Origin of the sequence: Pseudomonas sp. GM78, assembly GCF_000282475.1 — a bacterium.
Lineage (GTDB): Bacteria > Pseudomonadota > Gammaproteobacteria > Pseudomonadales > Pseudomonadaceae > Aquipseudomonas.
Window position 1 is genome coordinate 51,017 of sequence record NZ_AKJF01000120.1, and the last position, 18,287, is coordinate 69,303.

Below are 18,287 nucleotides of genomic sequence, written 5' to 3' on the forward strand. Positions count from 1 at the left end.
ATGGCCCTATCGCGAGCAGGCTCGCTCCCACAAGGTCTCCGGTCGTTCACAAATGTTGTGTACGCCCCCGGGCCAATGTGGGAGCGAGCCTGCTCGCGATGGCAATCTTTCAGGCGCTACAGGATCGAAAAATTGTAGCTGATGATCAGCCGCGTCTCATCCACGTCCCGGGCATATTGCTCGTAGTTGGTGCGATAGGTCGCATTGCGCAGCCGCAGGCTGACGTCCTTGAACGTCCCGCTTTGCACCACATACTTGAGTTCGCTGTCGCGTTCCCATTCCTTGCCTTCCTGATCGCTGCCCGGCACCTTGATGTGATCACCGTTCACATAACGGGTCAGGAATGTCAGGCCGTTGAGGCCGATGGCCTTGAAGTCATAGTCGTAACGCAGCTGCCATGAGCGCTCCTGCGCCGCGGCGAAATCGTTGACCTGCACGTAGTTGACCAGGTACGGATTGGTACCATCGAGGTACGGCATCGAGTTGTCGCCGTTCATGCGCTGCCAACCAGCGCTGAACGTATGGCCGCCGAGGGCATAGGCAAGCATTGCGCTCAGGGCGCGGTTGTCGATGGAGCCGGCACGGGCAGCGCCACTGTCGGCACTCTTGAGCAAGCGCAGATCGGCCTTGAGCACGCCGCCCCCCAGCGGTTGATTGCCCAGCACACCGACGAAGTGCTGACGGTAGATGTCTTCAAGTTCGGCGTAGTGATACTGAGCCGTCAGCCGCTCGTTGATCCGGTAATCGAAGCCGTACATGTCGAAATGATCGGCAGTGATGTTGCAGGCATAGCGTTTGTTCTTGCAGTGCACGCGGATGTCCTGGGAATCGGTAGAATCCCGGGCGGTGTACTTGTCCAGGCGCGCGGCCATGAAGTTCAGGTCTTTCACTTCCCTGGACGTGAGCATCGCGCCATTGAACATGGTCGGCAGCAAGCGGCCGTCGTTGTATTTGAGCAGCGGCACATCCGGCAGCAGGGCGCCGTACTTCAGTACGCTCTGCGAGACGCGCACCTTGGCGGTCAGGCCGAGCTTGGTGTATTCATCCGCCGACCCACGCGGGTTACTGCCGCTGGACGGCAACAGGCCACTATTGCTGCTGTCTGGGCTGGAATCGAGCTTGAATCCCGCCATGCCCAATGCATCGACACCGAAACCCAGCGTACCCTCGGTGTACCCCGATTGCAGATTGAGTATGAAACCCTGGGCTGACTCTTCGCGTTTGGACGCGCCCTGCTCGTTGGAGGTGTGACCGTCACGAAAGTCGCGGTTGAAATACACCGTACGTGATTCGATTTTCGCTGTGGTGTCATCAATAAAACCGCTCGCTTGAACCGGCCCGGTAAAACCGGCGCACAGGACCAGAGCGCCGAAGCCCAATGACTGGCGGGCGCGGATGAACGTAAAAGGGGGACGCATTAAAAACTCCAACAATGCAGCGATTGCGCCAAGGCGCAATCAGCCAGAAATAGCCTTCATCCGCTCCTGTAGAGGACCGGGCTGAATTGAACACGCGGGGTGAGCGGCAATGATGGCAGAAGGCTTTTTCTCACTGCAGACGACTTTAGTCTCAATAGTGACCGCTTTAAATTGATAAATGCCGCCGAACGGTAGTGGCAGTACGACAGGTGGCGTTCAGTCGGGTTAACCAATGCTTAATCGCACAGTCCAACACTTTACTGGACCGCACGCCCTCAGAGCCCTCTGACGCCCAGTGCGGCAGGTTCGACGACACGTCGAGCTAACTTGCATCCGCACTGGAGATTGCCCCATGAACTCGCGCGCCCTGCTCGTTTCAATCGCCCTTGTCTGTGCCTCATCGACCGGCGTTGCACAGGCCAATGACACCACCTCCGCACAAAACGTGCCTTCCTACCACTACGGCATGCCATTGCACGTGGGCAAAGTGCTTGCGCTGAGCGAACCCACCACCCTGGACTGCGAAGTGATTACCGCGACAATGAAGTACATCGACTCACAATCGGGCCAACCTGAAGAAATCGCCTATCGAAAACTTTCCGACGCTTGCAGTTATCAGAACTGAAGGAAAAAGTCTGAAATAGACTTGGAGCGTGATGCCCGATCGGTGCTGGCGCAGGGTCTGGGTTTTTTCCAGACCCGGCGCGCATTGGCGGAACTTGAAGCGACGGTTTAAAGCGCTTTGCGCATCCCCTGGGTATTTCCGGGTTCCGTGTAGTGATTTTGAAGATCGGAACGCAGCGTGGCTATCAGTTCGTTGATTTCCCGACAGCCATTGAGTTGCTGGGCGTCGATTCCGGTTTTCAATAGATCGATTTGATCGGTTTCACCATCGGCAAACACTTTTACGGTCATCGACAAGTCCGGCGACAACGTGCATTGACAGCGTTTCGGTAGAAAACTGCTTTCAATGATATTGCGAAGTTCCAAGGCAGAAAGAAACATGGCGACCCTCTCCGTTGTGAGACTGCCAATTAACCATCGACACTGACTCATATGAAATCCCGGTCAGCTTAAGAACAGGTACAGCATAAAACATGCCTTGAATTTCGCTGTGCAGCTCATCGGTAATTCAAGGACTTATTGTAAGGTCTCGTAAAAACGCTCATGCAAATTGCGAAAAAGGCTGCTGGCGGCCCTGCAATTTGCACGCTGAGGCGAAGGATTTGCATTGGCCACTGCCGCCGTCGAGAATGGTTGACCCAGAATCCGCTCAACCACACAAACGCAAGGAGGCATCATGGGTTCATCGACCCTCAGCACCACCATCGGGCTGATCGCCGTCACGCTGTCGAGCATCGCCCACGGGGCAAAACTCGAAGAAGTTGCGCCCTTCCCGAAGCCGGAAAGTGGTTTCACCCGCCAGGTCATCCATCTCGCCCCGCAAACCCGTGAAGACGACTTCCAGGTGCAGATCCTTGCTGGCAAGACCCTGGAAGTCGACTGCAATCGCCAACGCCTGGGCGGTATTCTCGATGAGAAGAACCTCGAAGGTTGGGGGTATCCGTTCTACCGCCTGGAAAAAGTCATCGGCCCGATGAGCACGCTGATGGCCTGCCCGGATGGCAAGCGCCAACAGGATTTCGTGCCGGTGGTCGGTGATGGTTTCATGCTGCGCTACAACAGCAAACTGCCGATCGTGCTCTACGTGCCCAAGGACGTCGAGGTTCGTTACCGGGTCTGGTCGGCCTCGAGCAAGGTCGAGAAGGCTGTCGAGCAATAACTGCCATTTGTACATCAGGCCCCACTCAGACCCCGATCGTTTCCACACATGGGATCGATCGGGTAAGCGTTACTTCAACCCTATCTTGTACAGCGCGCCATCCTCTTCATCGGTCAGCACATACAAATACCCATCCGGCCCTTGCCGCACATCGCGGATGCGCTTGTCGAGTTCGCCCAGCAAGCGTTCTTCGTGAACCACCCTGTCGCCGTCGAACTGCAGGCGGATCAGCTCCCGGGTCACCAGTGCGCCAATGAACGCGTTGTGCTGCCAGGCCTTGAAGCGGTCGCCGTCGTAGAATGCCAGGCCGCTCAAACCCGGGGATTTCTCCCAGACATGATGCGGCCCAAGAGTACCTTCGGCGGTTTTGCCCTTGGCTTCCGGGATCGGCTGACCCGAGTAATTGATGCCATGGGTGGCCAGCGGCCAGCCGTAATTCCTGCCGCGCTCGATGATGTTGACCTCATCGCCGCCCAGGGGACCGTGCTCGTTTTCCCAGAGCGTACCAGTCCAGGGATTGAGCGCCGCGCCTTGCGGGTTGCGAACGCCGTAGGCCCATATTTCCGGGCGCACACCGGCCTGGGAGGCAAAGGGATTGTCATCGGGCACGTTGCCGTCGGGATAGATCCTGACGACCTTGCCCTGCAACTTGTCGAGGTCCTGGGCGGTGGGACGATCGTTGTTTTCCCCCAGGGTAACGAACAGATAACCATCCCGGTCGAACACCAGCCGCGAACCAAAATGGTTGCCCACCGAGAGCTTGGGCTCCTGACGGAAAATCACCCGGAAATCCTTCAGCGTCGTCAGGTCTTCGGACAGCCGTCCACGGCCGACCGCGGTACCTGCCTTGCCGCCCTGGCCGCCGCCTTCGGCATAGGACAGGTAAATCATCCGGTCCTGCTTGAAGTCGGGGGACAACGCCACATCCAGCAAACCGCCCTGCCCCTTGGCCCAGACCTTGGGCACGCCGTTGAGCGGCGCTGATAACTTGCCCTCGGCGGTTACCACGCGCAGGTTGCCCGGTCGTTCGGTGACCAGCATTCCCTGACGGTCCGGCAGGAAGGCCAACGCCCAAGGGTGTTCAAGTCCTGTGGCGATGGGGGTGACCTCAAGGGTGCCCTGCTCGCTTTGCATGTCTTGGCTGATCGCTGCCAGAACAGGCGCGCTGACGGCTAACAAGGTGCTGGCGCAGAAAGTGCCCAGCAGGGTTTTACGCAACATGCACGATTCCTTTTGTCATGGGATTGGCCAACAGGACGCTTTTCCTGTCATTCAAGGGCTACGGGGCGGCGGATTGGGGATGAACTTAGGAGGGCTGGCGGGCGCCGAGGGATTGTGCGGATAACGATTGCCAATGCCGCCATTATCGAGGGTCGGCGGCCGCGGCACCGGCACCGTATTCGGCCCACGTATTGCTGGGGCACTGGGCTGGGTGCCTTGCATGCTGTTTGGGTTGGCCCGGCGGATCGGGCTGTTGTAGGGATTGTTATTGGTGCTGCCCGGCAGGTTTTGCACCACCTGTAACGGTGTGTCGGGGGAAGCGACGCCGGCCTGGGCCAGGTGGCCGAGTACGCCGCTCAATGCCAGCACGACAAGGCCAGGTACACATCGGTTCATGGGCGAGCCTCGCGACGGATGCGTGAATTAAGTCTTCGATAGCACGCTACGCCTGGGGTTCGGATTTGTTAACCCAAAATTGCCGGCAAGATGTAACACGACGTTGATGGACCGAAAGACCGGCCTGCAGGCCGCTGAAACTTTTGCGCCAGGCCCAAGGTCACCTGAACATCACTTTCGGGAAGACCACCATGGCACGGGCAATCTGGAAAGGCGCGATCAGTTTCGGGTTGGTGCATATCCCTGTGGCGCTGGTTTCGGCGACGTCATCCCAAGGGGTGGATTTCGACTGGCTGGACAGTCGCAGCATGGACCCGGTGGGCTATAAACGTGTCAATAAAGTCACCGGCAAGGAAGTCACCAAAGAGCACATCGTCAAAGGCGTGCAATACGAAAAGGGCCGCTACGTGGTGCTCAGCGAAGAGGAGATTCGCTCGGCGCATCCGCTGTCGACCCAGACCATCGATATCTTTGCCTTCGTCGACAGCGAGCAGATCCCCCTGCAGAACATCGACACGCCCTACTACCTGGCCCCGGATAAACGCGGCGGCAAGGTCTATGCCCTGTTGCGCGAAACCCTGACCAAAACCAATAAAGTCGCGCTGGCTCGTGTGGTACTGCATACCCGCCAATACCTGGCTGCCTTGATGCCGCTGGAATCGGCCATGGTCCTGGTGAAACTGCGCTGGCCGGCGGAAGTGCGTAGCCTGGACGAGCTGGCATTGGGCCCCGACGTGACCAAGGCCGAGTTGGCCAAGGGTGAACTGGACATGGCCAAGCGCCTGGTAGAGGACATGAGTGTCGAGTGGTCGCCGGATGATTACCGGGACGAATTCGAAGACAAGATCATGGCCCTGGTGGACAAGAAGGCCCATGAAGGCAAGATCGAGGATGTTGAAACGGCCACTGGCGAAGAGGAACGCAAGACGGCGGATGTCATTGACTTGACCGAGTTGCTCAAGCGCAGTTTGGGTGGCAAGGGGGAGAGCAAACCTGCTGCCAAGGCCAAATCAACGACCAAACCGGCTGCGAGGAAAAAAGTCAGCAAATAATGTACTGGACCTTCCGGCGTCATCGCGGGCGAGCCCGCTCCCACAGTGATAGGCGGCGTTCACAAAACCTGTGGGAGCGGGCTCGCCCGCGATGACGTCAGTTTGACAAACGAATGAATCAGACCATGACAAAGATCGCCAGCAACCCACCAAAGAACGCCCACTTCTGCAGGTAATAAAGCTTGCGATTACGTTTCTTCAAGGCTTTGGCGCGCAGGCGGATCTTGTAGATCCTGCCGAACAGGCGGTTGATGCCTCCGGTCTTGTCACCCGCCTCATTCGGCGCACCGGCAGCCGACATCACATGGCGGCTGAACCAGCCATTGAACGCAGCAGCCCAACGATATTTCATCGGGCGCTCGACATCGCAGAACAGGATGATGCGGTTCTGGTCAGTGGTGTTTTCTGCGTAATGAATGAACGTCTCGTCGAACATCACCGCTTCACCGTCGCGCCAGTGATAGCTCTGGCCATCGACGTTGATGTAGCAACCGGCATCATTGGGCGTTTCCAGCCCCAGGTGATACCGGTAGGAACCGGCATAGGGATCGCGATGGCGAACCAGCTTGGAACCCGGCGGCAATTCGGCGAACATCGCCGCTTTGATCGAGCCGATGCTCTGCACCAGTTCAGTGGTGCGCGGGCACAGCTTCATGGCCGACGGGTGGCTGTCGCCGTACCACTTGAGGTAAAAGCGCTTCCAGCCGGTCTTGAAGAAGGAGTTGAAGCCGACGTCATCGTAATCATTGGAGCGTTTGATCTCCCCCGCCTTCAGCAGATTCTGGCCTTCGGCGCGAATTTCCTGCCAATGGGTCTGCAGCGGCGTCAGGTCGGGAAAGTCCGCCGGGTTGAGAAACGGCTTGTTGGGGATCTTCGAGAACAGATAAAGGAAGCAATTGATCGGCGCCAGGAACGTCGAGTGGTCGCTCAGTTGGCGACCCAGCTTGTGGCGTACGCGACCGCGCAGGTGGACATACGCGATGGATACAACGTAGACAGCGGCAATGATGAGTTTCACGGAAATCGTCACACGTCAGAGGTGAACAAACTGCGCCCCTGGCAACCAAATCACCTGTGGAGCTTGCGCAGCGTTTGAAAACCAGAAAACTGTCCCGAAGGACCGTCCTTGAGCCGATGCCAACGTTTGGCACCCAGTGAAAGATGGCATTTTAGCCATCGCTTGTAACCAATTGTTAGCTTTAAGATGTGAAAATCTGTCCGTTGATACCGTCAATGCGTCGGTGCGGCCTTATTGCCCTATCGTTTATATAGCCAGACCAGTACAATCGCCGCCAAACTTTACGCGCCCCCCTTGGTTGATGACGGGAAATCCCGGCCTCAGCGCACTTCGACTCGGGCCAAGCGCTCCCTATGCTGCTGTCCACTTATTGCCAAATGGATCTTGCGCTGCTGACCGGGATGTACTGCCCATGGTCGAACAGCGTGAACGGGTACTGAATCGGTACTGCCGCAACCCTAGCTACTCTGAATGCTTCGCAGGAAAAACCTTTGATTTCTACAGCTAACATCACGATGCAGTTCGGCGCCAAGCCGTTGTTCGAAAACGTTTCGGTCAAATTCGGCGCGGGCAACCGCTACGGCCTGATCGGCGCCAACGGTTGCGGTAAGTCGACCTTCATGAAAATCCTCGGTAGCGACCTTGATCCATCCGGCGGCCAGGTCATGCTGGAACCGAACGTGCGCCTGGGTAAACTGCGCCAGGACCAGTTCGCCTACGAAGAATTCACCGTGATCGACACCGTGATCATGGGTCACGAAGAGCTGTGGAAGGTCAAGGCCGAGCGCGACCGCATCTACTCGCTGCCGGAAATGACCGAAGAAGACGGCATGGCCGTGGCCGAGCTGGAAACCGAATTCGCAGAAATGGACGGCTACACTGCCGAATCCCGTGCCGGTGAACTGTTGCTGGGCCTGGGTATCGGCATTGAGCAGCATTTCGGCCCGATGAGCGAAGTTTCCCCAGGCTGGAAGCTGCGAGTATTGCTGGCTCAGGCGCTGTTCTCCGATCCTGAAGTGCTGCTGCTCGACGAACCAACCAACCACCTGGACATCAACACCATCCGCTGGTTGGAAAACGTTCTGACCCAGCGCTCCAGCTTGATGATCATCATCTCTCACGACCGTCACTTCCTGAACAGCGTGTGCACGCACATGGCTGACCTGGACTACGGCGAGCTGCGCCTGTTCCCGGGTAACTACGACGAGTACATGACCGTGGCGACCCAGTCCCGCGAGCAACTGCTGTCGGACAACGCCAAGAAGAAAGCGCAGATCTCCGAGCTGCAATCGTTCGTCAGCCGCTTCTCGGCCAACGCCTCGAAAGCCAAGCAGGCGACCTCCCGCGCCAAGGCGATCGACAAGATCCAGCTGGCCGAGGTCAAGCCTTCGAGTCGTGTGAGCCCGTTCATCCGTTTCGAACAGACCAAGAAGCTGCACCGTCAAGCGGTCATCGTCGAACGCATGGCCAAAGGCTTCGACGGCAAACCGCTGTTCAAGGATTTCAGCTTCGTTGTTGAAGCCGGCGAGCGCGTGGCGATCATTGGCCCGAACGGTATCGGTAAAACCACCCTGCTGCGCACCCTGGTCAACGAACTGACCCCGGATGCCGGCACCGTCAAGTGGACCGACGCTGCAGAGCTGGGCTACTACGCCCAGGACCACGCCCACGACTTCGAAGACGATGTCAGCCTTTTCGACTGGATGGGCCAGTGGACCCAGGGCGAGCAGATGATTCGTGGCACCCTGGGCCGCATGCTGTTCTCCAACGACGAGATCCTCAAGTCGGTCAAGGTCATCTCCGGTGGTGAGCAAGGCCGCATGCTGTTCGGCAAGCTGATCCTGCAAAAGCCGAACGTGCTGGTGATGGACGAACCGACCAACCACCTGGACATGGAATCCATCGAAGCGCTCAACCTGGCGCTGGAAAACTACCCGGGCACGCTGATCTTCGTCAGCCACGACCGTGAGTTCGTATCGTCTTTGGCTACCCGCATCATCGAGTTGAGCCCTAACGGCGTGACCGACTTCAGCGGTACCTATGACGATTACCTGCGTAGCCAGGGTGTGGTGTTCTAAGGGCAGCTATTAGTTTCAAGCTGCAAGCTGCAAGTAAAAGCCCTGTCCTTTGTGACGGGGCTTTTTGCATTCAGACTCATGATTTTCTGTGGTGTCGAAACCTTCGCGAGCAGGCTCGCTCCCACAGGGGAATGCATTTCAAATGTGGGAGCGAGCCTGCTCCGGGCGGCGCTCCGACGATGAGGCCGTCAAGATCAACGAGAATATCAAACCAAATTAGTTAGCCTGCTTTCTTTTATTCCGCCACCGCGCCATCATGCAGTTCTCCCACCGCCGCCCGCGAACGAGCCCTCATGTCTGCGCAAGAACAGCCACCGCAAAGCTCCATGGCGATCACCTTGCAGATCGTTTCCATCGTTTTCTATACCTTCGTCGCCTTCCTCTGCATCGGCCTGCCGATTGCAGTCTTGCCGGGGTATGTCCATGAACAACTGGGGTTCAGCGCCGTGGTCGCCGGGCTGACCATAGGCTCGCAATACCTGGCCACCCTGCTCAGCCGGCCCATGGCCGGGCGCATGTCGGACAATGTCGGTACCAAGCGCGCCATCATCTACGGGCTGGTGGGGATTGTCTTGAGCGGCGGGCTGACCTTGCTGTCGGTGTTATTGCAAAGCCTGCCCCTTCTCAGCCTGTTGATCCTGATCGCCGGCCGCCTGCTGCTAGGGATCGCCCAGGGACTGATCGGTGTTGGCACCATCAGTTGGTGCATGGGCCAGGTCGGCGCCGAACACACCGCGCGCTCGATATCCTGGAACGGCATCGCTTCCTACGGCGCCATTGCCATTGGCGCGCCAGCGGGCGTGGTGATGGTCGATCAGCTGGGGTTCGCCAGCCTGGGCATCGCGTTGTCGCTGATGGCCCTGGCGGCGCTGCTGCTGATCCGCAACAAACCGTCGGTGCCGGTCATTCGTGGCGAGCGTCTTCCATTCTGGGCGGTGTTCGGGCGCATTGCACCCTTTGGCGCAAGCCTGAGCCTGGCCTCGATCGGCTACGGCACCCTCACCACTTTTATTACCTTGTATTACATCAATCGTGGCTGGAGCGGCGCGGCGTATTGCCTGACGGTATTCGGAGTGTGCTTCATCCTGGCCCGGTTGTTATTCATTTCCAGCATCAGCCGTTTTGGCGGCTTCACTTCGGCCATTGCCTGCATGACCATCGAGACCGTCGGCCTGGCACTGCTGTGGCTGGCGCCTTCGACCGGCTATGCCTTGATCGGCGCCGGCCTGACCGGTTTCGGTCTGTCGCTGGTGTATCCAGCGCTGGGCGTCGAAGCGATCAAGCAGGTGCCCAACTCCAGTCGTGGCGCGGGCTTGAGTGCTTATGCGGTGTTTTTCGACCTGGCCCTGGCGATTGCCGGTCCGTTGATGGGGGCGGTGGCGTTGAACCTCGGGTACTCGTGGATTTTCTTTTGCGCTGCGTTGCTGTCCGTCACCGGACTTTGTCTCACTTTGTTGCTATCACGTCAGGCTGCAAGCCCGACTAGTTGAAATAGCCACACAAAAAAAACCATAAAAGCATTTCAAAATACAACAACAAGTAATATCACGCATCAATTATCGCAGAGTGCCATCGTTGCTTTGATTATCAACTTTGACAAAATCGTAGACGACACATCTACATTAAACTCTTGCTCGGAAAGAATAGACGATGCGAACCGCTCTAACACTCCTTACTCCATTGCTGGCGTTCTTAATTACCCCCACTGCAAACGCCGAAAGTTCGGTTCAACAGCAAATCTGCCACAACGGTGTCTGCTATGATGTTGGCGGCCCGCCGGGCTCTGGCGGCATTGGCGGCGATTGCTGCCCATTCAGCGATGAACGCCTGAAACAAAATGTACAGCGTCTGGAAAACCCGACGGAGAATCTGCTTAAACTCCGTGGCGTGACATTCAACTGGAAACAAAACGACCAGGCTGACGTCGGCCTGATCGCGCAAGATGTACAAAAGGTCTACCCACAGTTGGTACGCACTGAAGGTGATCACCTGCAAGTGGACTATCAAAAACTAGTTGCACCATTAATCGAATCCGTTCGCGAACTGAATGCCAGAGTTCAAACCCTGGAAACAGCCTTGGCAAACAAGTAACGAATTATAAAAGACCTCTGCTCGCCGTTCATTGATCGGCGGTCTGCATCCCGGCCCGCGTCGCCCTGCCCAGCGTGCGAGAAAAAAAACGCCCGGCTTCGAAGATCAGGTTGCGGTGAATGTCCACACGATCGACCCCCTCGGCATCGGTGCACAGGGCCGGCATGTTGACGATCTGTTCGTCATTGCAGGGTGCCATGAACACGAAATGCCCGGCCCCGGCGAGCAGTTTGAAGTCAGGGGCGACGGGCAGCTTGCGCGCCAGGGCAGCGGCGTTCTTGTCGGGAGCCACCAGCTTGTCGCCATCGCCGCTGTAAAGCAGTACCGGGACATGCACATCGGCCAGGGTTTGACGGCCGAACTTCAGGCTCAGTGGCGCCATCAGCAGTAACGCATGGACCCGCGGATCGGCCACCGGCTGCAAATCGTCGCGGTCGACGATCAGTTCACCTTGGGTATTGCAGGCATCATGGTCGTCCGGGCGTTCCTGGCAGTAGCGGCGCAGACGATCCAGATCCGGGGTCGCGCCGGACAGTATCAACGCCGTTTCGCCGCCCGCCGAATAACCGATGACCCCGACCTGTTCGGCATTGACGTAGGGTGCGAGCATGGGATCACCCAGCGTCGCGGTGATGGCTTCGGAAATCTGGATCGGCCGTCCATACAAGTTGCTCAAGGTGCCCAGGCGGCTGTGGTCTTTGGAGTTGTCGCCCGGATGAATTACCGCCACCACTACAAAGCCCTTGCGTGCCAGCGACGTGGCCAGGTCATGCAGAGCCAGCGGCGTGCCGGTGTTGCCATGGGACAGCATCAGCATCGGAAACCGGCCCATGGCGACTTTGGTGTCTTCGCCGGCTTCGACGGTGTAACCCTCAAGCCTGCTGGAGTGTTCCTTGGCGCTCGAAGGATAAAAGGCAATGGCACGCATCGGTTGCAAATCGAGCGGATCAAGAAAACTCATCTCATGAAAACCGACGCTCCAGTGAGGATGCGGCGCAGGTGCTGCGTGCACTGGATTCAGGCTGGCGAGCAGACAGATCAGTAAACCTGCACAAAGACGCACCATAGGATGCCCCACCTGCTACCGGAACGGAGACGTTAAGCCTCGACTGCATAACTCGGGCCACAATTTGCAACAACAACTGGCAACAACCAGAAACAAAAAACTCCGCATCTGCCACTTGCGTGAACAGAATACAGAGTTTTTTGGAGATTGCCTGCAGCGGCAGCGGGTCTTTACCCAAGCCTTACGCGGCGGCGAACAACTGCTCGCTGATTTGCGCCTGGGCATCGCTCATGGCTTTGCCGCGCACTTCGTCACCGTAGGCCAGGCCGTGGGCACGGACGAACTCAATGTCGGTGATGCCGATGAAACCAAACAACACCTTCAAGTAGTCTTCGTGGGCAACACCGGTGGCCTGGCCGGCGTGCAGGCCCCCGGAAGTCGAAACAATCACGACTTTCTTGCCACCGCACAGGCCTTCAGGGCCGGCCTCGGTGTAGCGGAAGGTCTGGCCGGCAACGGCAATGCGGTCGATCCAGGCTTTCAGTTGGGTCGGGATGGTGAAGTTGTACATTGGCGCTGCAATAACCACGGCATCGGCGGCGAGGAACTCGGCCAGGGTCGACGCGCTCAGCTGAGCTTCGTGCTGTTGGGCGGCGTCGCGCAGTTCAGCGGTGGTACCCGCTGCAACCAGGGTGGTCGAAGAGAAATGGCTGATAGCGTCTGCAGCCAGGTCACGGTAGGTCACCACGGCGGACGGCTCAGCGGCTTGCCAGGCTTTGACGACTTCGCTGCTCAGCTGACGGGAAGCCGAGTTGTCACCAAGAATGCTCGAATCGATATGCAGCAGTTTCATGTGGGATCTCCAGGTGAGGATCGCCGCCAGGGCGATCTGATGGAAACAATCCTACAGGCGAAACCAATAGCTGATTAGAGTGCAACAATGCGATAGTTTGTCTCACTGATAGAACGATCGAGAAAGCACCCATGCAAGACCTTAATGACCTCTATTACTTCGCCAAAGTCGTCGAGGCCGGCGGCTTCGCGGCCGCGGGGCGCTTGCTGGGGATTCCCAAGTCGCGACTGTCGCGGCGCATTGCCGAACTTGAAGAGCGCCTGGGTGCACGCTTGCTGCAACGCACCACCCGCCAGCTGAAACTCACTGCTGTAGGCGAGCGCTATCTGCGCCATTGCCAGGCGATGTTACTGGAAGCGGAAATGGCTGACGAAGCCGTGGCCAGCATGTCCAGCGAACCGCGCGGGCGCTTGCGGGTCTCTTCCCCGGTCGGCCTGGCACACGAAATGCTGCCGGGGGTGATCAGCAACTTTCTGGAGAAGTATCCTCAAGTCCAGCTGGAGGTGATGCTGGTCAATCGTCGCGTAGACCTGGTGACCGAAGGCGTGGACGTTGCGTTGCGAGTACGCGAGCCGGGTGATGAAGACCCGTTGCTGGTAACCCGCCGCCTGCGCCAGGCGCAGATGCTGATGGTCGCCAGCCCCGCCTTCCTCCAGGGGCTTGAGATCAATCACCCCGATGACCTGAAAAACCTGCCTGTGCTCGGCGCCCTCGAGCCCGACCGTCTGGTGCACATCGGCCTGGTCGATCGCCAGGGCAAAAAATACGACCTGGCCCTTGAAGCACGGCTGGGCATCGACGACTTCATCGTGCGAAAGACTTGCACACTGGCCGGCCAGGGTTTTACCACGCTGCCGATGATGTATTGCGAACAGGAACTGGCAAACGGCTCACTGGTACAGTTACTGCCCGACTGGTCGTTGCCAGGGGGCTGGCTGCAGGCGGTCTACCCCCATCGGCGCGGAGTGATGCCGGCCGTGCGTGCCTGGCTCGACCATCTGATCGAAACATTCAATGCCTGTGGGGATCGCTTGATATGAAGGCAGGACGCATGAACGAGGCCGACGTGGCGGCTTTTTGCCTGGCATTGCCGGGTGCCCGTGAAGATTACAAATGGGGTGGCGTGCGGGTATTTTCGATTGCCGGTAACAAGATGTTCGCCTTGCAGAACCTGCGCGGCGACTCCCTGGCGTTCAAGGTCGACAAGGACCTGTTTCTCGGGCACTGCGACCGTCCGGGTATTCACCCGGCGCCTTATCTGGCGCGAGCCCAATGGATCATCATGGCCACGCCCTACCCGCTTGGCGCCGAGGAACTACAAGGCTTGCTGCGGCGCTCCCATCAACTGGTGGTGAGCAAGTTACCCAAGCGCACCCAGGTCGGCTTACTGCTTTAGTACTTGCAGGGTCAGACCAGTGCGAACAGCTGCGCCCCCAGGAATAACCGGTCGATCCAGAACACCTGGTGCAGCAGGACAATGATCCAGAACACCAGTTGAAAGGACACCTTGCGCGTCTTGTGCCGGAACACTTGCTGCGCGAGCAAGGCACCCGGCCAGCCGCCGGCGAATTCCAGCGCATGCAGAACGTTTTCCGGCGTGCGCCAGCGATCAAAGCGCGCCTTGCGCTTGTCGCGCCAGTACAGCAGGAACGCAAGCACGCTGACGACGCCGTAGGCCGCCAGGGGAATCAGCGAAACCCCTTGCAGCCACAACGACATCGAACCGAACAACGGCAGCGCGCACAATATGGCGAACACCAGCAGTTTCAAACGCACATTGCGGATGCCTGCCCCGTTGCGCGCGCTGACATCGTTCATGGCTTGACCGCGGTCCAGTCGACCCAGCCAAACTGCCAGGTGGCCAGGATCAGTAAGCCGAACGCAATGCGGTACCAGGCAAACGCCGCGTAACTGTGGCTGGCGATGAACTTGAGCAAGCCCCTGACCGCAATCATCGCGAAGATGAACGCAGTGACGAAGCCGAGCGCAAACACCGGGAAGTCAGATGGCACGAACAGGTCGCGGTACTTGTAGCCCGAGTACACCGCCGCGCCCACCATGGTCGGCATGGCCAGGAAGAAGGAAAACTCGGTAGCGGTCTTGCGCGACAGGCCGAACAACAAGCCGCCGATGATCGTCGAGCCGGAGCGCGAGGTTCCCGGAATCATCGCCAGGCACTGGGCCAGGCCGACTTTCAGGGCGTCTTTCCAGGTTATGTCATCGACGCTTTCGGCATGCACTTCGTGCTGGCGCTTTTCAGCCCACAACATGACGATCCCGCCAACGACCAATGCGGTGGCCACCGTGATCGGGTTGAACAGGTAGTGGTGAATCAGGTCGGCGAAAATCACCCCGAGAACCACTGCCGGCAGGAAAGCTATCAGCAGGTTGGCGGTAAAGCGTCGGGCACTGGGCTGCGTCGGCAGGCCCACGACCACGTCGAAAATCTTGCGACGAAACTCCCAGACCACCGCCAGGATGGCACCGAGCTGGATAATGATGTTGAACGCCATGGCGCGCTCGCCACCAAAATTGAGCAAGTCGGCGACAATAATCTGGTGCCCGGTACTGGAAATGGGCAAGAACTCCGTCAGCCCTTCTACAACGCCAAGAATCAAAGCCTGAAAGGCCGTCCAAAGATCCATCAATCCCCCAAAAGGCTATGCGTGGACGCATGCCCCGTTAATTTATTCAAAGCCGTTTTCGTTTCGTCCCGCGCGCACAAGCCTACGCAAAAAATTCCAGCGTTTCGTGAAAAATCAGTTTGATTTCAGGTTTTTGCGTGCGGGGACGAAATCCTAGCAGACAAGTGCGCGTTTCGCTGCCGCGTTGTCGACACCGGGGAAGCGCTGGAACAAGCCTCTTCGCCGTAATCCGGTTACAATCGCCCCTCTTCGATTTCTCCAAGGAACCTGCATGTCCGGGCTTGAACTGTTTGCCGCTACACTCGGCGTCATTGCCGTCTGGTTGACGGTCAAGCAGAACCCCTGGTGCTGGCCGATCGGCCTGGTCATGGTGCTGATCTACAGCTGGATCTTTTTCGAGGTCAAGCTGTATTCGGACATGTTGCTGCAAGTGATCTATGCCGCGCTGCAGATCTATGGCTGGTGGCAGTGGACGCGCGCAGGCCAGGCACATCACGGGCGCGAACTCAGCCGGCTGGACGGGCAAGCGGTGGCATTCGGGCTGGCCCTTGGCGCGCTCGGCAGCCTGTTGCTGGGCGCCGCCATGGCGCACTGGACCGATGCCGCGCAACCCTGGCTCGATGCGGCCCTGACGGCCTTCAGCCTGGTGGCGCAATGGTGGATGGCGCAAAAGCGCCTGCAGTGCTGGCCGCTGTGGATCGTCCTGGACTGTGTCTTCGTCGGCCTGTTCCTCTATAAAGGGATGTACCTGACGGCGGCCCTGTATTTCCTGTTTTTCCTTCTGGCCATTCAAGGCTGGCGCACATGGCGCAGCGATCCGCTGCTGTGCCCATGAAGGTACTGGTGCTGGCAGGACCGGAATCGAGCGGCAAAAGCTGGCTCGCGAACGAGATTCACGCCAACTTCGGCGGCATATTGGTCGGCGAGTACGTTCGGTATTTCATCGATAATGAAGCCCGGCTAACCTGCTACGAAGACATCACGCCCATAGCACTTGGCCAGCTGACTTGGGAAGATGAGGCACGCGCAAAACAGCCGTCCCTGTTGATTCTCGATACGCACCTGTTGAGCAACATGTTATGGAGTCGCACGTTGTTTGGCGTTTGCCCGACGTGGATCGAACAGGCATTGCAGGAGCGCCATTACGACCTGCACCTGCTGCTAAGTCCTGAGACAGTGGCCTGGCACGACGACGGTCAGCGTTGCCAACCGCAACTGGCAGAACGCCAGGCGTTTTTCCAGGCCAGCCGCCAGTGGCTTGACCTGCATCACCAGCCTTGCCAGGTACTGCAAGGTGACTGGCAACAGCGCAAGGACGCGGCATTTGACGCTGTCGCGCGCTTGCTCATGGCTTGACAGGGCGGCCACTTCCTGCCGAAAACGTCCATTCCTGAAACACCCTCCCCTGCGCAAACCCGCGAACTAAAGCGGTTACAGCATTTTCGCCAGAAAATGTTAAGCCACTGATACAACCTGCCTGATACGACCTTAGCGAGCAATGCCGCCAGCATGGACGGCGCTTTTGCCTGGCTTTGTCTCAATGACGTTACAAAGTGTTTTTCATCACCTCAACAGTTAAAGCCAAGCCACTGTTATTAAAAGCAAAACCAAAAACGGCACACCTTCTGCTCTCTTCCCCTGCAACGCTGATAAGGGCCAGCGTTCCACTTACAGAAGGAATTGCCGTCGTGGGGAAATTTGATAACAGTCTCTATAGTCTCCTGCTGGTCGGATGCGCATTCAGCTTAACGGTCTGCCTGCCTGTACAAGCTGACAACGGCATCATCATCATCAAGCGTGATGTCCAGGTGCGCAACGCAACCGTTCCACCGCTCGTTCCCGACCCCAACCCCACGACCGCGAACGCCAACCCGTCCAAGCAGATCCTCGCTCAAACCAACGAGTTGAGCGACGGCGACTTTGCCGGCGTCGCCAGTGGTGCAGGCATCTCCCGCATGGTGACGCAAAACACCAACAACCTGGGCGGCAACATCAGCAACCAGACCCAGCTTTCCAACCTCCCCGCCGGGCGCTCGGGCAATTCCGGCAGCGGCATTGCCAACATGGTCAACTCCAACGTCCAACGGGGCCTGGGCGCCCTGAATATCATAACGGGAGACCGTTAAGATGAATCGTACGCTGCTGATGTTCGCCATGTTTTGCAGTGCATCGACCTTCGCCCAATCCCCCGTCATCAATAACGCCGACATCGACGGCTCGGGCGCGCAGTACCAAGGCAACTTCGCGGTCAACCAGGCGGCCGGCGACCTGCAGCAACAGGCTAATGCCCGGGCCATCGCCGCGGGTCACAACGCCAGCGCGACCACAGAAATTCGCCAACGGTTGCGCACCATTGTCGACCGCAATATGGATGCCCAATCGAGCATTCAAGGCGACTCCTTCAGCCATGGCAATGGCGTGTTGGGCGTCAACCAGAGCGCGGGTGCCAGCAACCAGCAAGCCAATGCGCTGCGGATCAGCACCAGTGCACAGCCGCAAAGTATCGATGACAGCGTCCTCATGCAACAGAACGTGACGCTGCTCTACAACTCCGATCCAACTGACTCTGCACCAGGCTATCGCCAGGTCACTACCAGTGACCAGGCTTTCACCGGTAGCCGTGGGCTCATTCAGTTGAATCAGAGCGCCGGGGTGGGAAACCGCATGGCCAACACCCTTAGCGTACGGGTCGTGGACTGACCCAAACAGGTAATAACAACACTTAA

At 58.2% G+C, this 18,287-nt stretch carries 21 protein-coding genes; 12 read left to right on the forward strand and 9 right to left on the reverse strand.

The genetic code is table 11. The annotated features are described in order from the left end of the window. Positions 1 to 116 precede the first annotated feature (116 nt). A complete protein-coding gene (locus tag PMI35_RS12700; RefSeq protein ID WP_008061313.1) occupies positions 117 to 1,418 on the reverse strand; it encodes an OprD family porin in 1,302 nt (433 codons plus the stop codon). Positions 1,419 to 1,770: 352 nt separating this feature from the next. Between PMI35_RS12700 and PMI35_RS12695 the strand changes: the two genes are divergently transcribed. Beyond that, positions 1,771 to 2,043, forward strand: a complete 273-nt coding sequence (locus PMI35_RS12695; RefSeq protein ID WP_008061322.1) for a DUF2790 domain-containing protein — start codon at positions 1,771 to 1,773, stop codon at positions 2,041 to 2,043. Positions 2,044 to 2,150: 107 nt separating this feature from the next. Here the strand turns inward: PMI35_RS12695 and PMI35_RS12690 are convergent, their stop codons facing one another. Then, positions 2,151 to 2,423, reverse strand: a complete 273-nt coding sequence (locus tag PMI35_RS12690; RefSeq protein WP_008061324.1) for a DUF1652 domain-containing protein — start codon at positions 2,421 to 2,423, stop codon at positions 2,151 to 2,153. Positions 2,424 to 2,718: 295 nt separating this feature from the next. Between PMI35_RS12690 and eco the strand changes: the two genes are divergently transcribed. Next, positions 2,719 to 3,201 carry a serine protease inhibitor ecotin gene (gene eco, locus PMI35_RS12685; protein WP_008061327.1) on the forward strand — a complete coding sequence of 161 codons (483 nt, stop codon included), beginning with the start codon at positions 2,719 to 2,721 and terminating at the stop codon, positions 3,199 to 3,201. 69 nt (positions 3,202 to 3,270) lie between these two features. Here the strand turns inward: eco and PMI35_RS12680 are convergent, their stop codons facing one another. Further along, positions 3,271 to 4,422, reverse strand: coding sequence for a PQQ-dependent sugar dehydrogenase (locus tag PMI35_RS12680; protein WP_008061329.1), 1,152 nt, complete (start codon positions 4,420 to 4,422; stop codon positions 3,271 to 3,273). Between the two features lie 51 nt (positions 4,423 to 4,473). Beyond that, on the reverse strand, positions 4,474 to 4,818 hold the full coding sequence (locus PMI35_RS12675; protein ID WP_008061330.1) for a hypothetical protein: 345 nt from the start codon (positions 4,816 to 4,818) through the stop codon (positions 4,474 to 4,476). 191 nt (positions 4,819 to 5,009) lie between these two features. Here PMI35_RS12675 and ku point away from each other — a divergent pair, with 191 nt between their 5' ends. Continuing rightward, positions 5,010 to 5,870 (forward strand): non-homologous end joining protein Ku, encoded by an 861-nt coding sequence (gene ku, locus PMI35_RS12670; RefSeq protein ID WP_008061335.1) that lies wholly within the window; start codon positions 5,010 to 5,012, stop codon positions 5,868 to 5,870. 118 nt (positions 5,871 to 5,988) lie between these two features. On the opposite strand, the gene lpxO is transcribed toward ku, so the two are convergent. Further along, on the reverse strand, positions 5,989 to 6,888 hold the full coding sequence (gene lpxO / locus PMI35_RS12665) for a lipid A hydroxylase LpxO (RefSeq protein WP_008061336.1): 900 nt from the start codon (positions 6,886 to 6,888) through the stop codon (positions 5,989 to 5,991). Positions 6,889 to 7,379: 491 nt separating this feature from the next. Here lpxO and PMI35_RS12660 point away from each other — a divergent pair, with 491 nt between their 5' ends. From PMI35_RS12660 to PMI35_RS34075, 3 genes are all read left to right on the forward strand, one after another. Continuing rightward, positions 7,380 to 8,966 (forward strand): ABC-F family ATPase, encoded by a 1,587-nt coding sequence (locus PMI35_RS12660; RefSeq protein WP_081504846.1) that lies wholly within the window; start codon positions 7,380 to 7,382, stop codon positions 8,964 to 8,966. Between the two features lie 293 nt (positions 8,967 to 9,259). Continuing rightward, positions 9,260 to 10,456, forward strand: a complete 1,197-nt coding sequence (locus tag PMI35_RS12655) for an MFS transporter (protein ID WP_008061338.1) — start codon at positions 9,260 to 9,262, stop codon at positions 10,454 to 10,456. 160 nt (positions 10,457 to 10,616) lie between these two features. Continuing rightward, entirely contained in the window at positions 10,617 to 11,057 is a 441-nt protein-coding gene (locus PMI35_RS34075; RefSeq protein ID WP_008061339.1) for a tail fiber domain-containing protein, read from the forward strand. Between the two features lie 28 nt (positions 11,058 to 11,085). Here the strand turns inward: PMI35_RS34075 and PMI35_RS12650 are convergent, their stop codons facing one another. Further along, entirely contained in the window at positions 11,086 to 12,123 is a 1,038-nt protein-coding gene (locus PMI35_RS12650; protein ID WP_008061340.1) for an alpha/beta hydrolase family protein, read from the reverse strand. A 181-nt stretch (positions 12,124 to 12,304) separates the two neighbouring features. Then, a complete protein-coding gene (locus tag PMI35_RS12645) occupies positions 12,305 to 12,916 on the reverse strand; it encodes an FMN-dependent NADH-azoreductase (protein ID WP_008061341.1) in 612 nt (203 codons plus the stop codon). 131 nt (positions 12,917 to 13,047) lie between these two features. Between PMI35_RS12645 and PMI35_RS12640 the strand changes: the two genes are divergently transcribed. Both PMI35_RS12640 and PMI35_RS12635 read left to right on the forward strand, forming a co-directional pair. Further along, positions 13,048 to 13,956 (forward strand): LysR substrate-binding domain-containing protein, encoded by a 909-nt coding sequence (locus PMI35_RS12640; protein WP_008061343.1) that lies wholly within the window; start codon positions 13,048 to 13,050, stop codon positions 13,954 to 13,956. After that, complete coding sequence (locus PMI35_RS12635) at positions 13,953 to 14,312, forward strand: MmcQ/YjbR family DNA-binding protein (protein ID WP_032831753.1); 360 nt, start codon at positions 13,953 to 13,955, stop codon at positions 14,310 to 14,312. Before PMI35_RS12640 ends, PMI35_RS12635 begins: the two co-directional genes overlap by 4 nt. Before the next feature lie 11 nt (positions 14,313 to 14,323). Here the strand turns inward: PMI35_RS12635 and PMI35_RS12630 are convergent, their stop codons facing one another. Then, positions 14,324 to 14,734: a DUF1294 domain-containing protein gene (locus PMI35_RS12630; RefSeq protein WP_008061356.1), complete on the reverse strand. Its 411-nt coding sequence runs from the start codon at positions 14,732 to 14,734 to the stop codon at positions 14,324 to 14,326. Next, positions 14,731 to 15,561: an undecaprenyl-diphosphate phosphatase gene (locus tag PMI35_RS12625; RefSeq protein ID WP_008061357.1), complete on the reverse strand. Its 831-nt coding sequence runs from the start codon at positions 15,559 to 15,561 to the stop codon at positions 14,731 to 14,733. Before PMI35_RS12625 ends, PMI35_RS12630 begins: the two co-directional genes overlap by 4 nt. Before the next feature lie 271 nt (positions 15,562 to 15,832). Here PMI35_RS12625 and pnuC point away from each other — a divergent pair, with 271 nt between their 5' ends. From pnuC to PMI35_RS12605, 4 genes are all read left to right on the forward strand, one after another. Continuing rightward, the gene (pnuC, locus tag PMI35_RS12620) at positions 15,833 to 16,396 is read left to right on the forward strand and encodes a nicotinamide riboside transporter PnuC (RefSeq protein WP_008061358.1); all 564 of its coding nucleotides are present in this window, start codon (positions 15,833 to 15,835) and stop codon (positions 16,394 to 16,396) included. Next, positions 16,393 to 16,917, forward strand: a complete 525-nt coding sequence (locus PMI35_RS12615; RefSeq protein WP_032831754.1) for an AAA family ATPase — start codon at positions 16,393 to 16,395, stop codon at positions 16,915 to 16,917. The genes pnuC and PMI35_RS12615 overlap by 4 nt, the downstream gene beginning before the upstream one ends. 332 nt (positions 16,918 to 17,249) lie before the next feature. Further along, the gene (locus tag PMI35_RS12610) at positions 17,250 to 17,687 is read left to right on the forward strand and encodes a hypothetical protein (protein WP_008061360.1); all 438 of its coding nucleotides are present in this window, start codon (positions 17,250 to 17,252) and stop codon (positions 17,685 to 17,687) included. Position 17,688: 1 nt separating this feature from the next. Beyond that, positions 17,689 to 18,261, forward strand: coding sequence for a hypothetical protein (locus PMI35_RS12605; RefSeq protein WP_008061361.1), 573 nt, complete (start codon positions 17,689 to 17,691; stop codon positions 18,259 to 18,261). Positions 18,262 to 18,287: the final 26 nt, after the last annotated feature.